Here is a 14754-nt window from a genome sequence, read left to right as displayed (position 1 = left end):
GATATATTATGCAAAAAACATTTCTAGTAGAAATCGGTACTGAAGAGTTACCACCGAAATCACTCCGCACTTTGGCTGAAAGCTTTGCAGCTAATTTTATTGAACAACTTGATAATGCTAACTTAGAACATGGTGAGGTACTTTGGTTTGCATCGCCGCGCCGTTTAGCTTTAAAAGTATTGAATTTAAATGACACTCAACCAGATAGCCAAGTTGTTAAACGCGGTCCTGCGGTAAGTGCCGCATTTGATGCAAATGGTAAACCAACAAAAGCAGCAGAAGGCTGGGCTAGAGGATGTGGCATCGATATCTCTCAAGCAGAGCGCATTCAAACAGATAAAGGCGAATGGTTATCTTATACTCATAATCAAAAAGGACAGCCTGTTGTTAATTTATTATGTGATATGGTTAAAAATGCATTAAATAAATTACCTATTCCTAAACCTATGCGCTGGGCAGCTCGCCAAGTTGAATTTATCAGACCAAGCCATACTGTAACTATGCTATATGGTGATCAACTTGTACCGGGCGTCATTTTAGACATTCAATCAGATCGTATTATTCGCGGACACCGCTTTATGGGTGAACAAGAATTTACCATTGATAATGCTGACCAATATCCTGAAATCCTTGAACAACGAGGCAAAGTTATTGCTGACTATAACAAGCGAAAATCAATCATTAAGCAGCAAGCTCAAGAAGCTGCTGAAAAACTTAATGGTAAAGCAGATTTAACTGAAAGCTTACTTGAAGAAGTTTCATCATTGGTTGAATGGCCTGTAGTATTAACAGCAAAATTTGAAGAAAGATTTTTAGAAGTTCCAGCCGAGTCATTGGTATATACGATGAAAGGCGATCAAAAATATTTCCCTGTCTATGATAAACAAGGAAAACTATTACCAAACTTCATCTTCGTTGCAAATATTGAATCAAAAGATCCTCAAGTTGTTATTTCTGGTAATGAAAAAGTGGTTCGTCCTCGTTTAGCTGATGCCGAATTTTTCTATAGAACAGACTTAAAACAACGTTTGGAAGATCGCCTTCCTCGCCTTGAGACGGTTTTATTTCAACAACAACTTGGTACAGTTAAAGATAAAGCACTTCGTATTGAAGCCTTATCTGGCTTCATCGCCGAAAAAATTGGTGCTGACACTGAACAAGCCAAACGTGCAGGGAAATTAACTAAATGTGATTTAGTTACTAACACGGTGTTTGAATTTCCTGAAACACAAGGCATCATAGGTCGATATATAGCGATTAAAGATGGTGAAAGTATTGAAGTCGCTACCGCTATTGAAGAACAATATAAACCTCGTTTTTCAGGCGATGAACTACCAAGTACTCCTGTGTCTAGTGCGGTATCTATTGCCGAAAAAATGGATACATTAGCCGGTATTTTTGGTATTGGTCAACATCCTAAAGGTGATAAAGATCCATTTGCACTTCGCCGTGCAGCTATTGGTGTATTACGTATTATTGTTGAAAAAAGCTTACCTCTTGATTTAGTTGAGCTAGCAAGTTTTGCCACATCTTTATATGGAAATAAATTAACCAACAACAATGTTGTTATAGATATTGTTAATTTTATGCAAGGTCGATTCCGAGCATGGTATCAAGAAAAAGGATTTGCGATAGATACCATTCAGGCTGTCTTGGCAATTAATCCAACCAAGCCTGCAGATTTTGATACCCGCGTTAATGCGGTAACACATTTTAGAACGTTACCTGAAGCTTCTTCATTAGCAGAAGCAAATAAACGTGTATCAAATATTTTGTCTAAATCTGAAAACGCTATCCCTGAAAATATTAACGCTTCACTTCTTGAAACGGGAGCAGAAAGCGAATTAGCTATGCAAATAGCAATATTGACAGATAAGTTAGCACCTTACTTTACTGAAGGTCGATATCAAGATGCCTTAATTGAATTAGCATCACTTAAAGCACCTATTGATACATTTTTTGAGAAAGTAATGGTAATGGTTGATGACGAAAAAATTAAACTAAACCGATTGGCTCTTTTGAAAAAATTACAAAATTTATTTTTGAAGGTTGCCGATATTTCTATACTACAATCATAACTTTTGAATTAAATATAAAGACCGTGGTAATACTAGTATTACCACCCATAAGGAAAAACGATGGACTCACAAAACAATTTATCATTTTTAGTTACTTTTGAAAAAACAGTTAACTTTATTCGCAATAGATTCCCAATAATCGCAATCGCAAGCGTAGTGCTTGCATTAGCTAATTCAGTATTATCGTATATTATTTTTGATCCAGCTGCTCTTGCAGCAAGCATGGTCTATTACGCAAATCCAGCTCAAGTTCTTAGTTCATTATTTGGAAAAGTATTGCTTTTATCAATTGTCTTTCTCTTTATTGCTGCCGTGACAATTGGTATTATTTATAATTTAACTACTAGTGACAAATTTGATATGAAATTAGTGTCACAACGCATATTACCTGCTTTTCTAAATCTTGCAGGATTTACCGCTATTTATTTTATTATTTTAATTATAGGAATAATTTTGCTTTCTTTAATTATGTGGATTATCGGAATGATATTACCCCAACAGTTAATTGCTTTATTAACTTTATTGATAGCTTTTGTTATATTTCTTGTATTAAGCATCATTGCGAATTACTTTAGTGCTTCATTAATCGTTCCTGATTCAATGGGATTTTTTCAAAGATTTGTTGGTAGCCATAAATTAGCTGTAACAAAATGGAAAGCACCTTTACTAATGATATTAATTTCTTGTGGTATTACTATCGTTCTAGGGCTTATTAATTACTTATTGGGTAATAATATTATTGTAACGACTATTACTTCAATAGTATCTATGTTTGTTAGTTTCTTTGTATGTAGCTTCTTCTATCGCTTGTACAACGCATCTAATAATGTTGAATTACCGAAACTAGATGATAATAATCAAAACAATCAACAAATCATCTCTTAATTTTTTTAATGTAGTATAGTTTAGTTTAATCCTAAAAATCCCTATTAATGGCAATTAATAGGGATCATCATTCTCACTTATAATAATTCTTACTATTATGACGCCAGCCATTAGATTGCTCAAAAAGCATAAAATTAAATTTAATATCCATCAATATCAACATGACGCACAACAAACCCATTATGGACAAGAAGCTGCGGATAAACTTGGATTAGAACTAAATGTTGTTTCAGGTCAGATATTTAAAACACTGATTGTATGCATAAATGGGGACAATAAATCATTAGCAGTCTGTGTATTACCGGTTGATTGTACATTGGATCTTAAACAAGCCGCTAAAATTCTTGATTGCAAAAAAGTAGCATTAGCTGACCCGAATCTAGCACAAAAAACAACAGGTTATTTAGTCGGTGGGATAAGTCCTCTCGGGCAAAAAAAGCTATTACCTACACTTATTGATGATAGTGCTAAACAATATGCAACGATGATGGTATCAGGGGGTAAAAGAGGATTAGAAATCGAAATATCACCGCAAGATTTAGCTGATCAATTAAATGCTAAATTTGCTAAATTAACGGTTTAGATAATAAGTAAAATCGTTTCTAAAAACTCAAGAAAAAATAGATTAAAAAGTTGGAGTTAAAAATAAAGCCATAACGATTAGTTATGGCCTTAAAAAATTCTCTAATAGAAAGCAATAAAATTATTTGATTGCTTCTTTTAAGCTTTTACCAGAAACAAATGCTGGTACTTTGCTTGCTGCAATTTTGATTTCTTTACCAGTTTTTGGGTTACGACCAGTACGAGCTTTACGAGCATTAACTTTAAATGTACCGAAACCAACTAATTGAACTGGCTCACCAGATTTTAATGATTCAGTGATAGAAGCTAAAGTTGCTTCTAAAGCAGTTTTTGCTGCAACTTTAGTAATATTAGCTTTGCTAGCAATAGCATCTACAAGTTCTGTTTTATTCATGGAATATCCTTACATATTTATTTTATTGTTAAAGTTAACATTAATAAACAAAGTTAAAACCCAACTTTGCTTCTGTAAACGTGATTTAGATTACATTGTTGTTAAATGTAGTCTATATTTGCCTAATGTTAAAGAAAAATTTAATAAAAATTAAAAAAATCACGCTTTAACCGCTTTAATTGCTCAAAAAAACACCAATATTGCTAGTTTCTGCAGACCGAATGTCCATTTTCAAGCCTTTAATCAAGTCTAACATTTCATTATTTTCATCACTCAATAAGCGAAAAATTTCCCACTGCAAATCAAATTCCTCAATTACACTAGGCAAAGTTACTTGTTCATCTTCTGAAAGTTCAATATTATCTTTTGTCATTTCAAATTCAGCTACAGTAGTTGCGGAAATAGAGCTAACTTTGGCTGAGTGTTCATCTATTTCACCACTTATATAAGAGTGTAGAATTTCACTAAGAGCCTGACAAGCATCAATAGCAGGGTAAACCATATATGGGCTATCTTCCTTAATGACTGGAATTAACGATTCAAGTTTCTCAAGTTGTAAATCAAAATTAATTTTCACATTCTCAACCAATAGTGATTCCCAAATAAGATCTAGAATTTTTTTATATCCTACTGCTGATTGTTCATCTTGTTGTAAATTGCAATAATAAATAAAGTTTGTATACATTCGTTCGCATAGACAAACCATAAATAAACGCTGCTTCCAAACTGGCAATTTTGCTATTCTTAATTGAATAGGATTTTTAATCATGAATGAAACCTTTTTGACCGTGTGTGTACTGATTCAACTAAATATTGTACATGCTCAATGGGAATATCTTGGTGAATACCATGACCTAAATTAAAGACATGACCATTATGATAGCCAAATTCACTTAGAACTGACTCAACGTTAGACTCAATCGTTTCCTTATTGGCATACAATATAGAAGGATCTAAATTACCTTGTATGGCAATCTTACCTTTTTGTTCTATCTGATTCAAATCCACTGTCCAATCAACACCGATGGCATCAGCCCCTGATTTAGAAATAGTATCGAGCCATAAACCGCCACCTTTTGTAAATAGCGTCACAGGAACATAAGAAGTGATATTCTGGCTTTTCTTACCCCTTTTTAGTTGAGATAAGATAAGTTCCATATAATGCAAAGAAAACGCTCGATAACTTTCATGGCTAAGCACCCCGCCCCAAGTATCAAATATCATAATCGATTGGGCGCCAGCTTCAATTTGAGCATTTAAATACAATATTACACTGTTAGCTAATTTTTCTAGCAGCAAATGTAATGCTTTAGGTTCACAATAAAGCATCTTTTTTATTTTAGTAAAGGTTTTACTACTACCGCCTTCAACCATATAAGTTGCCAAAGTCCATGGACTACCAGAAAAGCCAATTAATGGAACTTTGCCACCTAACTCTTTTTTCGTTAACCCAATAGCATCCATTACATATTTGAGAGATTGTCCTGGATCAGGTATAGGCAATTGTGCAATATCATCTAAACAAGAAATCGTTTTTTTAAATTTAGGCCCTTCGCCTGTTTCAAAATATAAACCAAGTCCCATTGCATCGGGAATGGTTAAAATATCTGAAAAAATAATGGCAGCATCAAGATCAAATCGCCGAATGGGTTGTAAAGTTGCTTCACAGGCAAGTTCTGGTGTTTGGCACATCGTCATAAAATCACCAGCTTTAGCCCTAAGCTGCCGATATTCAGGTAAGTATCGACCGGCTTGGCGCATCATCCAAATTGGCGTGTAATCCACAGGTAAACATTGTAATGCACGTAAATAACGATCGTTTTTCAATTGGCTCATCTTTTTAGCTCTATAAATTGTGAGATAGGGTAAATGGGACAGTTCTACATTTAGCTCAAAATAGCTAATTTGACAATTATTTCCGATCTTGAGGCTGCGACAATATACGTTGAGCGTAACAAATCAATGTTTCAGAAATATTTTGCATCACGCTACTTTCTGGAGCAAAGCGATGCCAATACAGCATACGTCTTTGAAATAAGCCTTCCGTTAAATTAACCAATTCACCATTTTTTAACTCTTGTTCAACTTGTAACATTGGTATCATACAACATGCAGAACCTTGTTTAGCCAATTGGACAAAAGCTTCAGATGAACTAGTAATATGACAAATAACACTACCTGGTGTAAGATTAAAATTTTCTTGCAAAAAGGCTTGGTGCATATCATCCAAATGGTCAAATGCCACTGCAGGCGCTTTTAAAAGCGATGACCGAGTAACACCATTAGGAAAGTATTTTTTAGCAAACTCAGGAGAAGCAACAAAAATATAATCCAATGCACCTAATAAATCAGATAAACATCCCGGTAAAGGATTGGGTTGAATGCTAATTGCAGCAACGACAGTACCTAAGCGTAGAAGTTCTAACGTATGCTCTTCATCTTTGACTTGAATATCAAAGCGTAAAATATTTTTATCTAAAACTGGTTTTAAAGCGGGTAAAAACCAAGTTGCTAAAGAGTCAGCATTAATTGCAATTGATAATGACAATGGCGTAGTATTTTGCTCATTGTCACCTAACCATTGTTGTTCTAATAATTCAACTTGATGCAATAATCCTAAAAGATGTTCACCTTGTTTAGTCGCTTTTGGAGGAATCGTTCTTACTAATAGTTGCTGACCAAAAAAGCTTTCTAATTGCTTAATGCGTTGCGATACTGCTGGTTGCGTAATACACAATTTGTCAGCTGCTCGTTCAAATCCTCGTTCTTTTATCACTGCATCTAATGCTTGTAATGCTCTATAATCTGGACGCTTCATAATCTCTTTACTAATGATTTGATCTTCGCTTGGTCATTCAAGCTATTTTAATTTTGCAAAAAATTTGAAATAGATCTAAAACCTTATAGATTTTCTTAAAATACTAATGATTTTTGCTTCCCAATTGGGTACTATGCCATATCTTAAACAATTTTGCTTTTAAAATTTTAATTTTTTGATCAAAATTATATTTACACACGGTGATATCATGACACAAGATGAACTAAAAAAAGCAGTAGGTTGGTCAGCCCTTAAATTTGTTAAACCAGATTCATTAGTAGGCGTAGGCACAGGTTCTACTGCGGCTCACTTTATTGATGCTCTTGCAACAATAAAAGATCAGATAAAAGGAACTGTCTCTAGTTCAGAAGCGTCAACCCAAAAATTAAAAAGCTATGGTATTCCAGTTTTAGACTGTAATGACGTTGATAGCTTAGATATTTATGTCGATGGAGCAGATGAAATTAATCATAATATGCAAATGATTAAAGGCGGGGGAGCCGCGTTAACACGTGAAAAAATAGTATCGGCTCTGGCAAAACAATTTATCTGTATCGTTGATGAGTCAAAAGTGGTCGATGTTCTCGGGAAATTTCCACTTCCAGTAGAAGTCATTCCGATGGCCCGTTCTTATGTTGCTCGAGAATTATTCAAACTTGGCGGCAAACCTATCTATCGTCAAGGAGTGGTTACTGACAATGGCAATGTTATTTTAGATGTTCACGACCTTGTAATTGCAAAACCAATGGAATTAGAAGATAGGATTAATAGTATCGCCGGTGTAGTCACAGTAGGGTTATTCGCTAATAAAGGCGCGGATATCGCTTTAGTAGGCACGAGTTCTGGTGTGAAAGAAATAAAAAAATAATAAATGACTTTTTTAATTGATAACTTTGCATGACAAATTGTTTTAAATATTAAAGATAGAGAGGAAGAAATGGTTGTTCAAGCGTTAACCAAAGATGAAAACAAGTTTCTATTACTTGAAGGTGTCCACCCTAGCGCGATTGAAACACTTAAATCGGCAGGCTTTAACAACATTGAATATCATAAAGGTGCGCTATCCAAATCCGAACTTGAAGCGGCAATTAAAGATGCAAGATTTATTGGTATTCGCTCAAGAACACATTTAACAAAAGATATAATCGATGCTGCCCCAAAACTTGCAGGAATTGGTTGTTTCTGTATTGGAACCAATCAAGTTGAACTTGATGCTGCAACCGTTAAAGGAATTCCTGTTTTTAATGCACCGTTTTCTAATACGCGTTCTGTTGCAGAGCTAGTATTGGCTGAAGCGATTTTATTACTTCGCCGAGTACCTGAAGCTAATGCCAAAGCTCACCAGGGGAAATGGAATAAATTAGCCACAGGTTCTCATGAAGCGCGTGGTAAAAATTTAGGTATCATTGGTTATGGCCATATCGGTAGTCAATTAAGCGTATTGGCTGAATCATTAGGCATGAATGTTTATTTTTATGATATCGAAACTAAATTACCATTAGGCAATGCCAAACAAATTTCATCCATGAAAGAATTACTTGCCATGAGTGATATTGTAAGTATGCATGTTCCAGAAAACTCAACCACAATTAAAATGATTGGCAAATCAGAAATCGACATGATGAAATCAGGCTCTATATTGATTAATGCCTCTCGCGGTAGTGTGATTGATATTGAAGCCTTAACTCAAGCGTTGGAAAACAATAAACTTAGTGGTGCTGCTATTGACGTTTTCCCTAGTGAACCGGCAACTAATAGCGATCCATTCGAATCACCACTGTGTAAATTTGATAATGTCATTATTACCCCACATATCGGCGGTTCAACTACTGAAGCTCAAGAAAATATCGGTATTGAAGTTGCAACCAAGTTGGCAAAATATTCTGATACAGGCGCAACACTTTCAGCGGTTAACTTCCCTGAAGCATCATTACCGATTCCGGCAAAAGGATCTAGTCGATTTATTAATATTCATCACAATCAACCCGGCGTGTTGACTGCAATAAATACGCTATTTGCAGAACAAGGTCTAAACATTTCAGCTCAGTATTTACAGACTGATTCTAAAATTGGTTATGTTGTGATTGATATTGATAGAGTAGAACAAAATAAAGCAGAAGAGTTATTAGTTAAACTAAAAAATGTCGCTGGTACAATTCGAGCAAGATTATTGTTCTAATCCACTTTGCTAAGGCGTTCGGGCAATTATTTCCATGTCCGAACGCATAATATTAGGTTTAGAAATTATTCGAGTGTTTCAGATAGATCGTTAATATCAAACCAATTTTAATAAAATTACCACTATTATTAACGTCAAAAACCCCGTTCCTCAACTTTTTTTATATTTTAATGTCTTTTTACTTATCTAAAGGTTTTACTTTTATAACTTTAATACCTTTTTGAATTAATGCGTCGTAATATTTATCATCTAAATTATTGTCTGTAATAATCGTATCAACTGATTCTATATCACAAACGACATTTGGGCTACGCCGCCCAAATTTAGTTGAGTCAACGAGTAAAATCAATTTTGCAGCGGCTTTACTCATCGCCACACTACCATGATAGCTTTCGTTGAATGTTGTCACACCACCAACTACATCAACACCATCAGCACCCATAAATAATTTATCAAAAGTATAAGATTCAAAGGCCGCAATTGCTGATGCATGATTACTATGGAAGGAGGCTGATTTTCGGCGAAAAGTGCCACCTGTTAAAATAATGGTTTGATCGTTATCATTAGCTACCAGTTCATTAACCATATGTAAACTATTGGTCATAATAGTTAAATTATTAAACTGGGCTAACATTGGAATCATCTGTGCGACAGTACTGCCTGCATCGAAAATAATTGAATCACCTTCATGGATCAATTTAGCGGCTTCTTGAGCAATCGCTTTTTTAGCAGCAGTATTAATGTAGGTTTTATGATCAATAGCTCTGTCACCGATTTCTCGATTTAGCATTGCTCCACCATAAGTCCTTAAAACTAATCCACTCTCATTAAGTTGAGTAAGATCTTTCCTTATAGTGGTTCCAGTAGTCCGAAAATGTGCGACTAATTCATCTACACTAACCTGTCCATGATTTTGTAAATATTCTAAAATTGCGGTTTGCCTTTGTTTAACTTTCATGCCAAGATTCCATTATTTTCACAGTAAATAAGATCATTTACTTTGCAAGATAGTATACTTCAATATAAAAGAAAATACTTTTCAAAATAAAAGTTAAATACTATTTATTGCTCGCGGTTAACGCAACTGATAATGCACTTCGCGAAGCAGGATCGTTTGGGTAAATCGTTTCAGGTATAATCTCTTTTGCATTAAGTCCATGTAATTGAGGAATAGTCTTAGGTAATGCAAATACTGTAATGCCCTTCATTTTTACTGAATCAATTACATTTTGGTTTTCATCTAATGAGATAGCAATTAAGACTCTTGGCTTAAACCATTTAGTTTGACTACGACCAACCCCCAAATATCGCCCTTTTTTCATCGCTAAAAAGGCTTGATTAAATCGGCGAATTTGCAACCAACTAAATATGATTTGGACACACCAAGCCATAAGCGCAAAAATAATTAAAGTTGTCGTCATGTTCATGGCTATCTCCATTAATAATTTAGGCTAAATAAAAATGCGAAAGTGATAACAAACACTTTCGCACTTTATTTTAATTAGAACATTACTTGGCCACCAGTAATATTAATTGATTGTCCAGTACAATATGAAGCCTTATCACTTGCATAAAATAATAAGACATTAAGCACATCTTGATAATCACAACCACGTTTAAGTGGCACCTTATCAATATAAACTTGCTCAACTTCGTTTTCTGGAATACCTAATTTTTTAGCGTATTGAGGAATTAATGATTGGAACATTGGTGATTTTAATAAATTACCTAACATTAATGAATTTACAGTAATACCATAATCTGCAAGATCAAGTGCTAATGATTGAGTTAAACCAACACCACCAAATTTAGCAGCACTATAACCAGAATTATGTTTACTACCAACTTTACCTGATTTTGAATTTATTTGAATAATTCGTCCAGCCGTTTTATGTTTGAGCATTAATTTAGCAAACTCACGAGCACACAAAAAGTAACCAGTAAGATTAACATTTACTGATAATTGAAAATCGCTTAAAGCAAAGTTTGTAATAGGAGCTGCTTTAGCAACACCTGCACTATAAACCATTAAATCAGCTCGGTTAAATGTATTATCAACATCTTGTGCAAGCTTAATCACACTCTCTTCATTTGTTGCATCAACACCAAAGCCTTTTGCGGTACCGGCTCCATGTTTCTGATTGATAGCATCTGCTACTTTATTTGCATTTTCAATATTTAAATCAGCAACAGCTACATTATAACCAGCATCAGCAATCCCTTTACATAAGAATTCACCTAAAGTTTGACCACCACCTACAACAACTGCAACTTTTTTCATTCTCTATTCCTTAATTAGTTAAAATTTTAATTTCATCACCCACAAAAAGTTGATTTGGAATGTCACCTTTTACATGGATAGTTCCCGGTAATTCTGCTTGGCTACTGCCGTCAAACCTTAATGTGATATGCCCTAATTCACGAAAATTGGTGCTAGCAACATCGCCAACGGAGGTAATTTGAAAAGTATGTTTGCCAATTTGAAATACTTGCCCTACTCGTAGATCTTGTTTTAAATCATCATGACTATGTACAAAACAGTAATCAGCTAAGTCTGATGGTGCGCCATTTTTAAATAGTATTAGCATGCCATCAGCCAATGCATCTGGGGCAAACTCACCAATTTGATTAATTTTTGATTGATAGATAACATTCGACATCGTTAACCTTCTTTAATTTTTAGTTGAAGCGAAATTTTCAAATTTCACTGTTTGCTAAAGAGGGATGATGTTCATCCCTAAATACTTAAATATGTCTATTGATAGATAAATAATGACACTGCCCAAGCGATTAATACGGTTGGTGCACCAGTTAAAAATCGACTTACTAGAACCGAAGGAACACCTACACGAACAGTATCTTGTTTTGCTTCTGCTAGTGATAAACCGACAGGGATAAAGTCACATGCAGCTTGAGCATTTATGGCAAACAATGCTGGTAGTGCTAAATGAGGTGGAATATTACCTAACCCAATTTGTACACCAACTAATGTACCGATAACTTGCGCGATTACCGCGCCAGGACCTAAGAACGGTGAAAGTAATGGGAAAGAACAAATTAATGCTAATATCACTAAACCAAGTGGATTATCTGCTAAAGGGACTAATCCATGGGCAATGAAGTCACCTAATCCAGATGCAATAATGATCCCGATTAAGGCTGAAACAAATGCCATGAAAGGTAAAATCGTTTTGAGAACAGTATCAATAGTATCTCGGCCAGCTTGGAAAAAAACTGCTACACCAGACCCCATACCGATACCAATTTTGGCTAATAAGCCATCACTTTGTTCAGTGATTTTTTTACTACTGTCATAATCTTTAAATTCTGACGCTTTAGTATTTGCTTGAGCTGTTTCTCCTACAACATCACCTTCCTTTTCAATTAGTTTGATATTGTTTGGCTTAACAGCAGAAACATAAATGTCTTCGACAATATATTGTGCAAGTGGTCCTGATTTACCAGTTGCGTGGATGTTGATAGTTGGTATTCGATTTTTTGGATAAATACCACAACGGAGAGTACCACCACAGTCAATTACAGCAACGCCTATTTCGTCTTTTGGTGGTTCACCTTCTTTAAAACCATCAATTGCTTCCCAACCAGTTAGTTCAACTAAAGTATCGACTATTGCTGGTCTAGTACCAGCTGCAATGTAAACAATTTTTTTACCAGCAACGATTGGAAGCTCTAATGGACCACCCCAACCTGCTTCACCTTTTTCAATATGAATATATTTAGCCATTTTATTTTCCTTATATCGTGATAGATAATTGTTATAAATGAACTTTTCTATCTAGTTTAATTCCCATTTTTTTCTCAAAAATGGCTGTACAAAAGTCTGTAATCCAACCTCTAAAGAAGTTAGTAACTAAACCGACAAGGAAATAACTAACAGCTAATGGACCTAATGGTAAATTTAATGTAGTTAATCCAGCAGCAACCCCTAAATAAACAAAAAGTTCGCCAGGATTTACATGTGGAAATAAACCATTCATTGAGTGGCAGCTATAAGAGGATGCTGCATAATAGCTAGGTTTGTAAAACTCTGGCATAAAGCGACCTAAGCTTAGTGTCATCGGATTACAAAATACAAATGTACCAATTAAAGGAAGTAATAAATAACGTGAAACAGGGTTACCCGCACAAGCTTGAGCTAAACGTTCAATACGATCTTGTCCAATAAATTTAATGACCGCATTCATAACTACTAACAATGAAATTAATAAAGGTAAAATCGAGGTGACCATCCCGACTAACACTTTACCGCCTCCTTGGAATAAACCGATAAACCACTCGGCTCCAAATGAAATTGTATCAATCATATTTTCTCCTATTGATTTAAATTGCAAAGAAATATTAACAATTATGAAATCAAAAAAACTTTAACTGGATCACAATTTGAAATATTTTCTTTTATTTTGAAAGAAATATTTTAAACAATAGAAAAAAATAGGGTAATTAATCATTCATAGATAGTTGATATAGCAGTAATAGTTAAAAATAGCTCATTTTGATTGGACTTTAATAAAGAGTTGGCGTAATTTGGTGATGTTAAATAATCATTTAATTCACCTATAGGAGAATATTACATGGCTAAAAGTACTACTAAAAAAAGCACAACGACTTCGAAATCATCAACAGCTCCAAAAGTTTTAAAAAATGTAAGTTCTGCCAAAAGATTACAGCAATCTGCAATTTTATTTCCAACTGATTTAGGCCAAAAAGCTTCAAAAGATATTTCTGGCGCAATGAACTCTGTATTAGCAGATGTGTTTGCTCTATATTTAAAAACTAAAAACTTCCACTGGCATGTCAGCGGTCCACATTTCCGTGATTATCATTTAATGTTAGATGACCATGGAGAAGAACTATTTGCAATGACAGATCCAATTGCTGAACGTGTACGTAAATTAGGTGGAACGACTTTACGTTCAATTGGTCATATTTCTAAATTACAAAGTATTTCAGACAACAATGCTGATTTTGTTGAACCATCAGATATGCTTGCTGAACTTTGTCAAGATAACATCAAACTTACAGAACGTATGCGCGTAGCACATGATATCTGTGACAAATATAACGATACCGCAACAGCTAGTTTAATTGAAGAGTGGATTGATCAAACTGAAAGACGCGCATGGTTCCTATTTGAAACAGGTCGTAGAATGGACTCATCAGGACACTAAAGCTCTGTGAAGTTCTGTAATTATCATAAATAAGAGACACTCATGGTGTCTCTTATTTTCAATTTAAGAGGAACCAAAAATGAGTAAAAAAATTGCAGTACTTGTTGGTAGTTTACGTAAAGATTCCTATAACTTAAAAGTAGCCAAAGTTTTTCAACAAATTGCGCCATCATCACTTTCACTAAATATCATCCAAATCGGTGATTTACCTTTATATAACGAAGATATTGATACTGATACACCGCCACAATCCTATAATCGTTTTCGCCAAGAAATTGCCAATTGTGATGGTGTGATTTTTGTTACACCAGAATACAATCGCGGATTACCCGCTGTCATAAAAAATGCACTTGATGTTGGATCACGCCCTTATGGTAAAAGTGTTTGGTCTAAAAAGCCAGCCGCTGTGGTTTCAGTATCACAAGGCGCTATTGGTGGCTTTGGTGCTAATCATCATTTACGACAATCTTTAGTTTTTCTTGATATGCCTACCCTACAACAACCGGAAGCTTATATCGGTAATATTGGTACAGCTTTTGATGAAAGTGGCAATATTAACGAAAAAACCAAGTCTTTTCTTTCATCAATCATTGAAAGTTATGCTAAATGGGTTGAACAGCTAAGTTAAT

The 14754-nt window shown here is 34.7% G+C and carries 17 protein-coding genes; 7 read left to right on the top strand and 10 right to left on the bottom strand.

What is annotated here, in order from left to right; all coding sequences use genetic code 11:
- Positions 1 to 5: 5 nt before the first annotated feature.
- The 3 genes from glyS (at position 6) to ybaK (ending at position 3546) form a co-directional block, all read left to right on the top strand.
- Positions 6 to 2078, top strand: a complete 2073-nt coding sequence (gene glyS / locus J3U09_RS10495) for a glycine--tRNA ligase subunit beta (protein ID WP_065735030.1) — start codon at positions 6 to 8, stop codon at positions 2076 to 2078.
- A 60-nt stretch (positions 2079 to 2138) separates the two neighbouring features.
- Positions 2139 to 2963 (top strand): hypothetical protein, encoded by an 825-nt coding sequence (locus tag J3U09_RS10490; RefSeq protein WP_267330944.1) that lies wholly within the window; start codon positions 2139 to 2141, stop codon positions 2961 to 2963.
- Between the two features lie 97 nt (positions 2964 to 3060).
- Entirely contained in the window at positions 3061 to 3546 is a 486-nt protein-coding gene (gene ybaK / locus J3U09_RS10485) for a Cys-tRNA(Pro) deacylase (RefSeq protein WP_065562007.1), read from the top strand.
- Positions 3547 to 3666: 120 nt separating this feature from the next.
- Here ybaK and J3U09_RS10480 read toward each other — a convergent pair whose 3' ends face one another.
- The 4 genes from J3U09_RS10480 to J3U09_RS10465 form a co-directional block, all read right to left on the bottom strand.
- Entirely contained in the window at positions 3667 to 3939 is a 273-nt protein-coding gene (locus J3U09_RS10480) for an HU family DNA-binding protein (RefSeq protein WP_065562006.1), read from the bottom strand.
- 175 nt (positions 3940 to 4114) lie between these two features.
- Entirely contained in the window at positions 4115 to 4708 is a 594-nt protein-coding gene (locus J3U09_RS10475; protein ID WP_267358161.1) for a YjaG family protein, read from the bottom strand.
- Positions 4705 to 5775: a uroporphyrinogen decarboxylase gene (gene hemE / locus J3U09_RS10470; RefSeq protein WP_065562004.1), complete on the bottom strand. Its 1071-nt coding sequence runs from the start codon at positions 5773 to 5775 to the stop codon at positions 4705 to 4707. The genes J3U09_RS10475 and hemE overlap by 4 nt, the downstream gene beginning before the upstream one ends.
- A gap of 76 nt (positions 5776 to 5851) precedes the next feature.
- Positions 5852 to 6757: a LysR family transcriptional regulator ArgP gene (locus J3U09_RS10465; protein WP_065562003.1), complete on the bottom strand. Its 906-nt coding sequence runs from the start codon at positions 6755 to 6757 to the stop codon at positions 5852 to 5854.
- Between the two features lie 208 nt (positions 6758 to 6965).
- Here J3U09_RS10465 and rpiA point away from each other — a divergent pair, with 208 nt between their 5' ends.
- Complete coding sequence (rpiA, locus tag J3U09_RS10460) at positions 6966 to 7625, top strand: ribose-5-phosphate isomerase RpiA (protein WP_065562002.1); 660 nt, start codon at positions 6966 to 6968, stop codon at positions 7623 to 7625.
- A 69-nt stretch (positions 7626 to 7694) separates the two neighbouring features.
- Positions 7695 to 8936: a phosphoglycerate dehydrogenase gene (gene serA, locus J3U09_RS10455; RefSeq protein ID WP_065562001.1), complete on the top strand. Its 1242-nt coding sequence runs from the start codon at positions 7695 to 7697 to the stop codon at positions 8934 to 8936.
- Between the two features lie 178 nt (positions 8937 to 9114).
- On the opposite strand, the gene srlR is transcribed toward serA, so the two are convergent.
- The 6 genes from srlR to srlA all read right to left on the bottom strand — a co-directional run bounded on the left by srlR (position 9115) and on the right by srlA (position 13261).
- On the bottom strand, positions 9115 to 9894 hold the full coding sequence (gene srlR, locus J3U09_RS10450) for a glucitol operon DNA-binding transcriptional repressor SrlR (RefSeq protein WP_065562000.1): 780 nt from the start codon (positions 9892 to 9894) through the stop codon (positions 9115 to 9117).
- A 100-nt stretch (positions 9895 to 9994) separates the two neighbouring features.
- Positions 9995 to 10363 (bottom strand): transcriptional regulator GutM, encoded by a 369-nt coding sequence (locus J3U09_RS10445; protein WP_065561999.1) that lies wholly within the window; start codon positions 10361 to 10363, stop codon positions 9995 to 9997.
- 74 nt (positions 10364 to 10437) lie between these two features.
- The gene (gene srlD / locus J3U09_RS10440) at positions 10438 to 11217 is read right to left on the bottom strand and encodes a sorbitol-6-phosphate dehydrogenase (protein ID WP_065561998.1); all 780 of its coding nucleotides are present in this window, start codon (positions 11215 to 11217) and stop codon (positions 10438 to 10440) included.
- A 10-nt stretch (positions 11218 to 11227) separates the two neighbouring features.
- The gene (locus J3U09_RS10435; RefSeq protein ID WP_267337709.1) at positions 11228 to 11596 is read right to left on the bottom strand and encodes a PTS glucitol/sorbitol transporter subunit IIA; all 369 of its coding nucleotides are present in this window, start codon (positions 11594 to 11596) and stop codon (positions 11228 to 11230) included.
- A 95-nt stretch (positions 11597 to 11691) separates the two neighbouring features.
- Positions 11692 to 12681, bottom strand: a complete 990-nt coding sequence (locus J3U09_RS10430; protein ID WP_065561996.1) for a PTS glucitol/sorbitol transporter subunit IIB — start codon at positions 12679 to 12681, stop codon at positions 11692 to 11694.
- A gap of 31 nt (positions 12682 to 12712) precedes the next feature.
- The gene (srlA, locus tag J3U09_RS10425; protein ID WP_267358160.1) at positions 12713 to 13261 is read right to left on the bottom strand and encodes a glucitol/sorbitol-specific PTS transporter subunit IIC; all 549 of its coding nucleotides are present in this window, start codon (positions 13259 to 13261) and stop codon (positions 12713 to 12715) included.
- 267 nt (positions 13262 to 13528) lie between these two features.
- Here srlA and J3U09_RS10420 point away from each other — a divergent pair, with 267 nt between their 5' ends.
- Entirely contained in the window at positions 13529 to 14125 is a 597-nt protein-coding gene (locus J3U09_RS10420; RefSeq protein ID WP_267358159.1) for a Dps family protein, read from the top strand.
- Between the two features lie 79 nt (positions 14126 to 14204).
- Positions 14205 to 14753: an NADPH-dependent FMN reductase gene (locus J3U09_RS10415; protein ID WP_065735025.1), complete on the top strand. Its 549-nt coding sequence runs from the start codon at positions 14205 to 14207 to the stop codon at positions 14751 to 14753.
- Position 14754: the final 1 nt, after the last annotated feature.

This window comes from Gilliamella sp. B2889 (assembly GCF_026536885.1).
Classification (GTDB): domain Bacteria; phylum Pseudomonadota; class Gammaproteobacteria; order Enterobacterales; family Orbaceae; genus Gilliamella; species Gilliamella apicola_E.
Note: the sequence above shows the minus strand (reverse complement) of the source record. Positions and strands in the feature narration are given on the sequence as shown.

Excerpts from the sequence above, each read along its gene's own strand:
- serA (WP_065562001.1), top strand. The coding sequence starts at position 7,695 with ATGGTTGTTCAAGCGTTAACCAAAGATGAAAACAAGTTTCTATTACTT.
- srlR (WP_065562000.1), bottom strand. The coding sequence starts at position 9,894 with ATGAAAGTTAAACAAAGGCAAACCGCAATTTTAGAATATTTACAAAAT.
- J3U09_RS10435 (WP_267337709.1), bottom strand. The coding sequence starts at position 11,596 with ATGTCGAATGTTATCTATCAATCAAAAATTAATCAAATTGGTGAGTTT.
- J3U09_RS10445 (WP_065561999.1), bottom strand. The coding sequence starts at position 10,363 with ATGAACATGACGACAACTTTAATTATTTTTGCGCTTATGGCTTGGTGT.
- J3U09_RS10415 (WP_065735025.1), top strand. The coding sequence starts at position 14,205 with ATGAGTAAAAAAATTGCAGTACTTGTTGGTAGTTTACGTAAAGATTCC.
- J3U09_RS10475 (WP_267358161.1), bottom strand. The coding sequence starts at position 4,708 with ATGATTAAAAATCCTATTCAATTAAGAATAGCAAAATTGCCAGTTTGG.
- J3U09_RS10465 (WP_065562003.1), bottom strand. The coding sequence starts at position 6,757 with ATGAAGCGTCCAGATTATAGAGCATTACAAGCATTAGATGCAGTGATA.
- J3U09_RS10490 (WP_267330944.1), top strand. The coding sequence starts at position 2,139 with ATGGACTCACAAAACAATTTATCATTTTTAGTTACTTTTGAAAAAACA.
- rpiA (WP_065562002.1), top strand. The coding sequence starts at position 6,966 with ATGACACAAGATGAACTAAAAAAAGCAGTAGGTTGGTCAGCCCTTAAA.
- srlA (WP_267358160.1), bottom strand. The coding sequence starts at position 13,261 with ATGATTGATACAATTTCATTTGGAGCCGAGTGGTTTATCGGTTTATTC.
- srlD (WP_065561998.1), bottom strand. The coding sequence starts at position 11,217 with ATGAAAAAAGTTGCAGTTGTTGTAGGTGGTGGTCAAACTTTAGGTGAA.
- J3U09_RS10420 (WP_267358159.1), top strand. The coding sequence starts at position 13,529 with ATGGCTAAAAGTACTACTAAAAAAAGCACAACGACTTCGAAATCATCA.
- J3U09_RS10430 (WP_065561996.1), bottom strand. The coding sequence starts at position 12,681 with ATGGCTAAATATATTCATATTGAAAAAGGTGAAGCAGGTTGGGGTGGT.
- J3U09_RS10480 (WP_065562006.1), bottom strand. The coding sequence starts at position 3,939 with ATGAATAAAACAGAACTTGTAGATGCTATTGCTAGCAAAGCTAATATT.
- ybaK (WP_065562007.1), top strand. The coding sequence starts at position 3,061 with ATGACGCCAGCCATTAGATTGCTCAAAAAGCATAAAATTAAATTTAAT.
- hemE (WP_065562004.1), bottom strand. The coding sequence starts at position 5,775 with ATGAGCCAATTGAAAAACGATCGTTATTTACGTGCATTACAATGTTTA.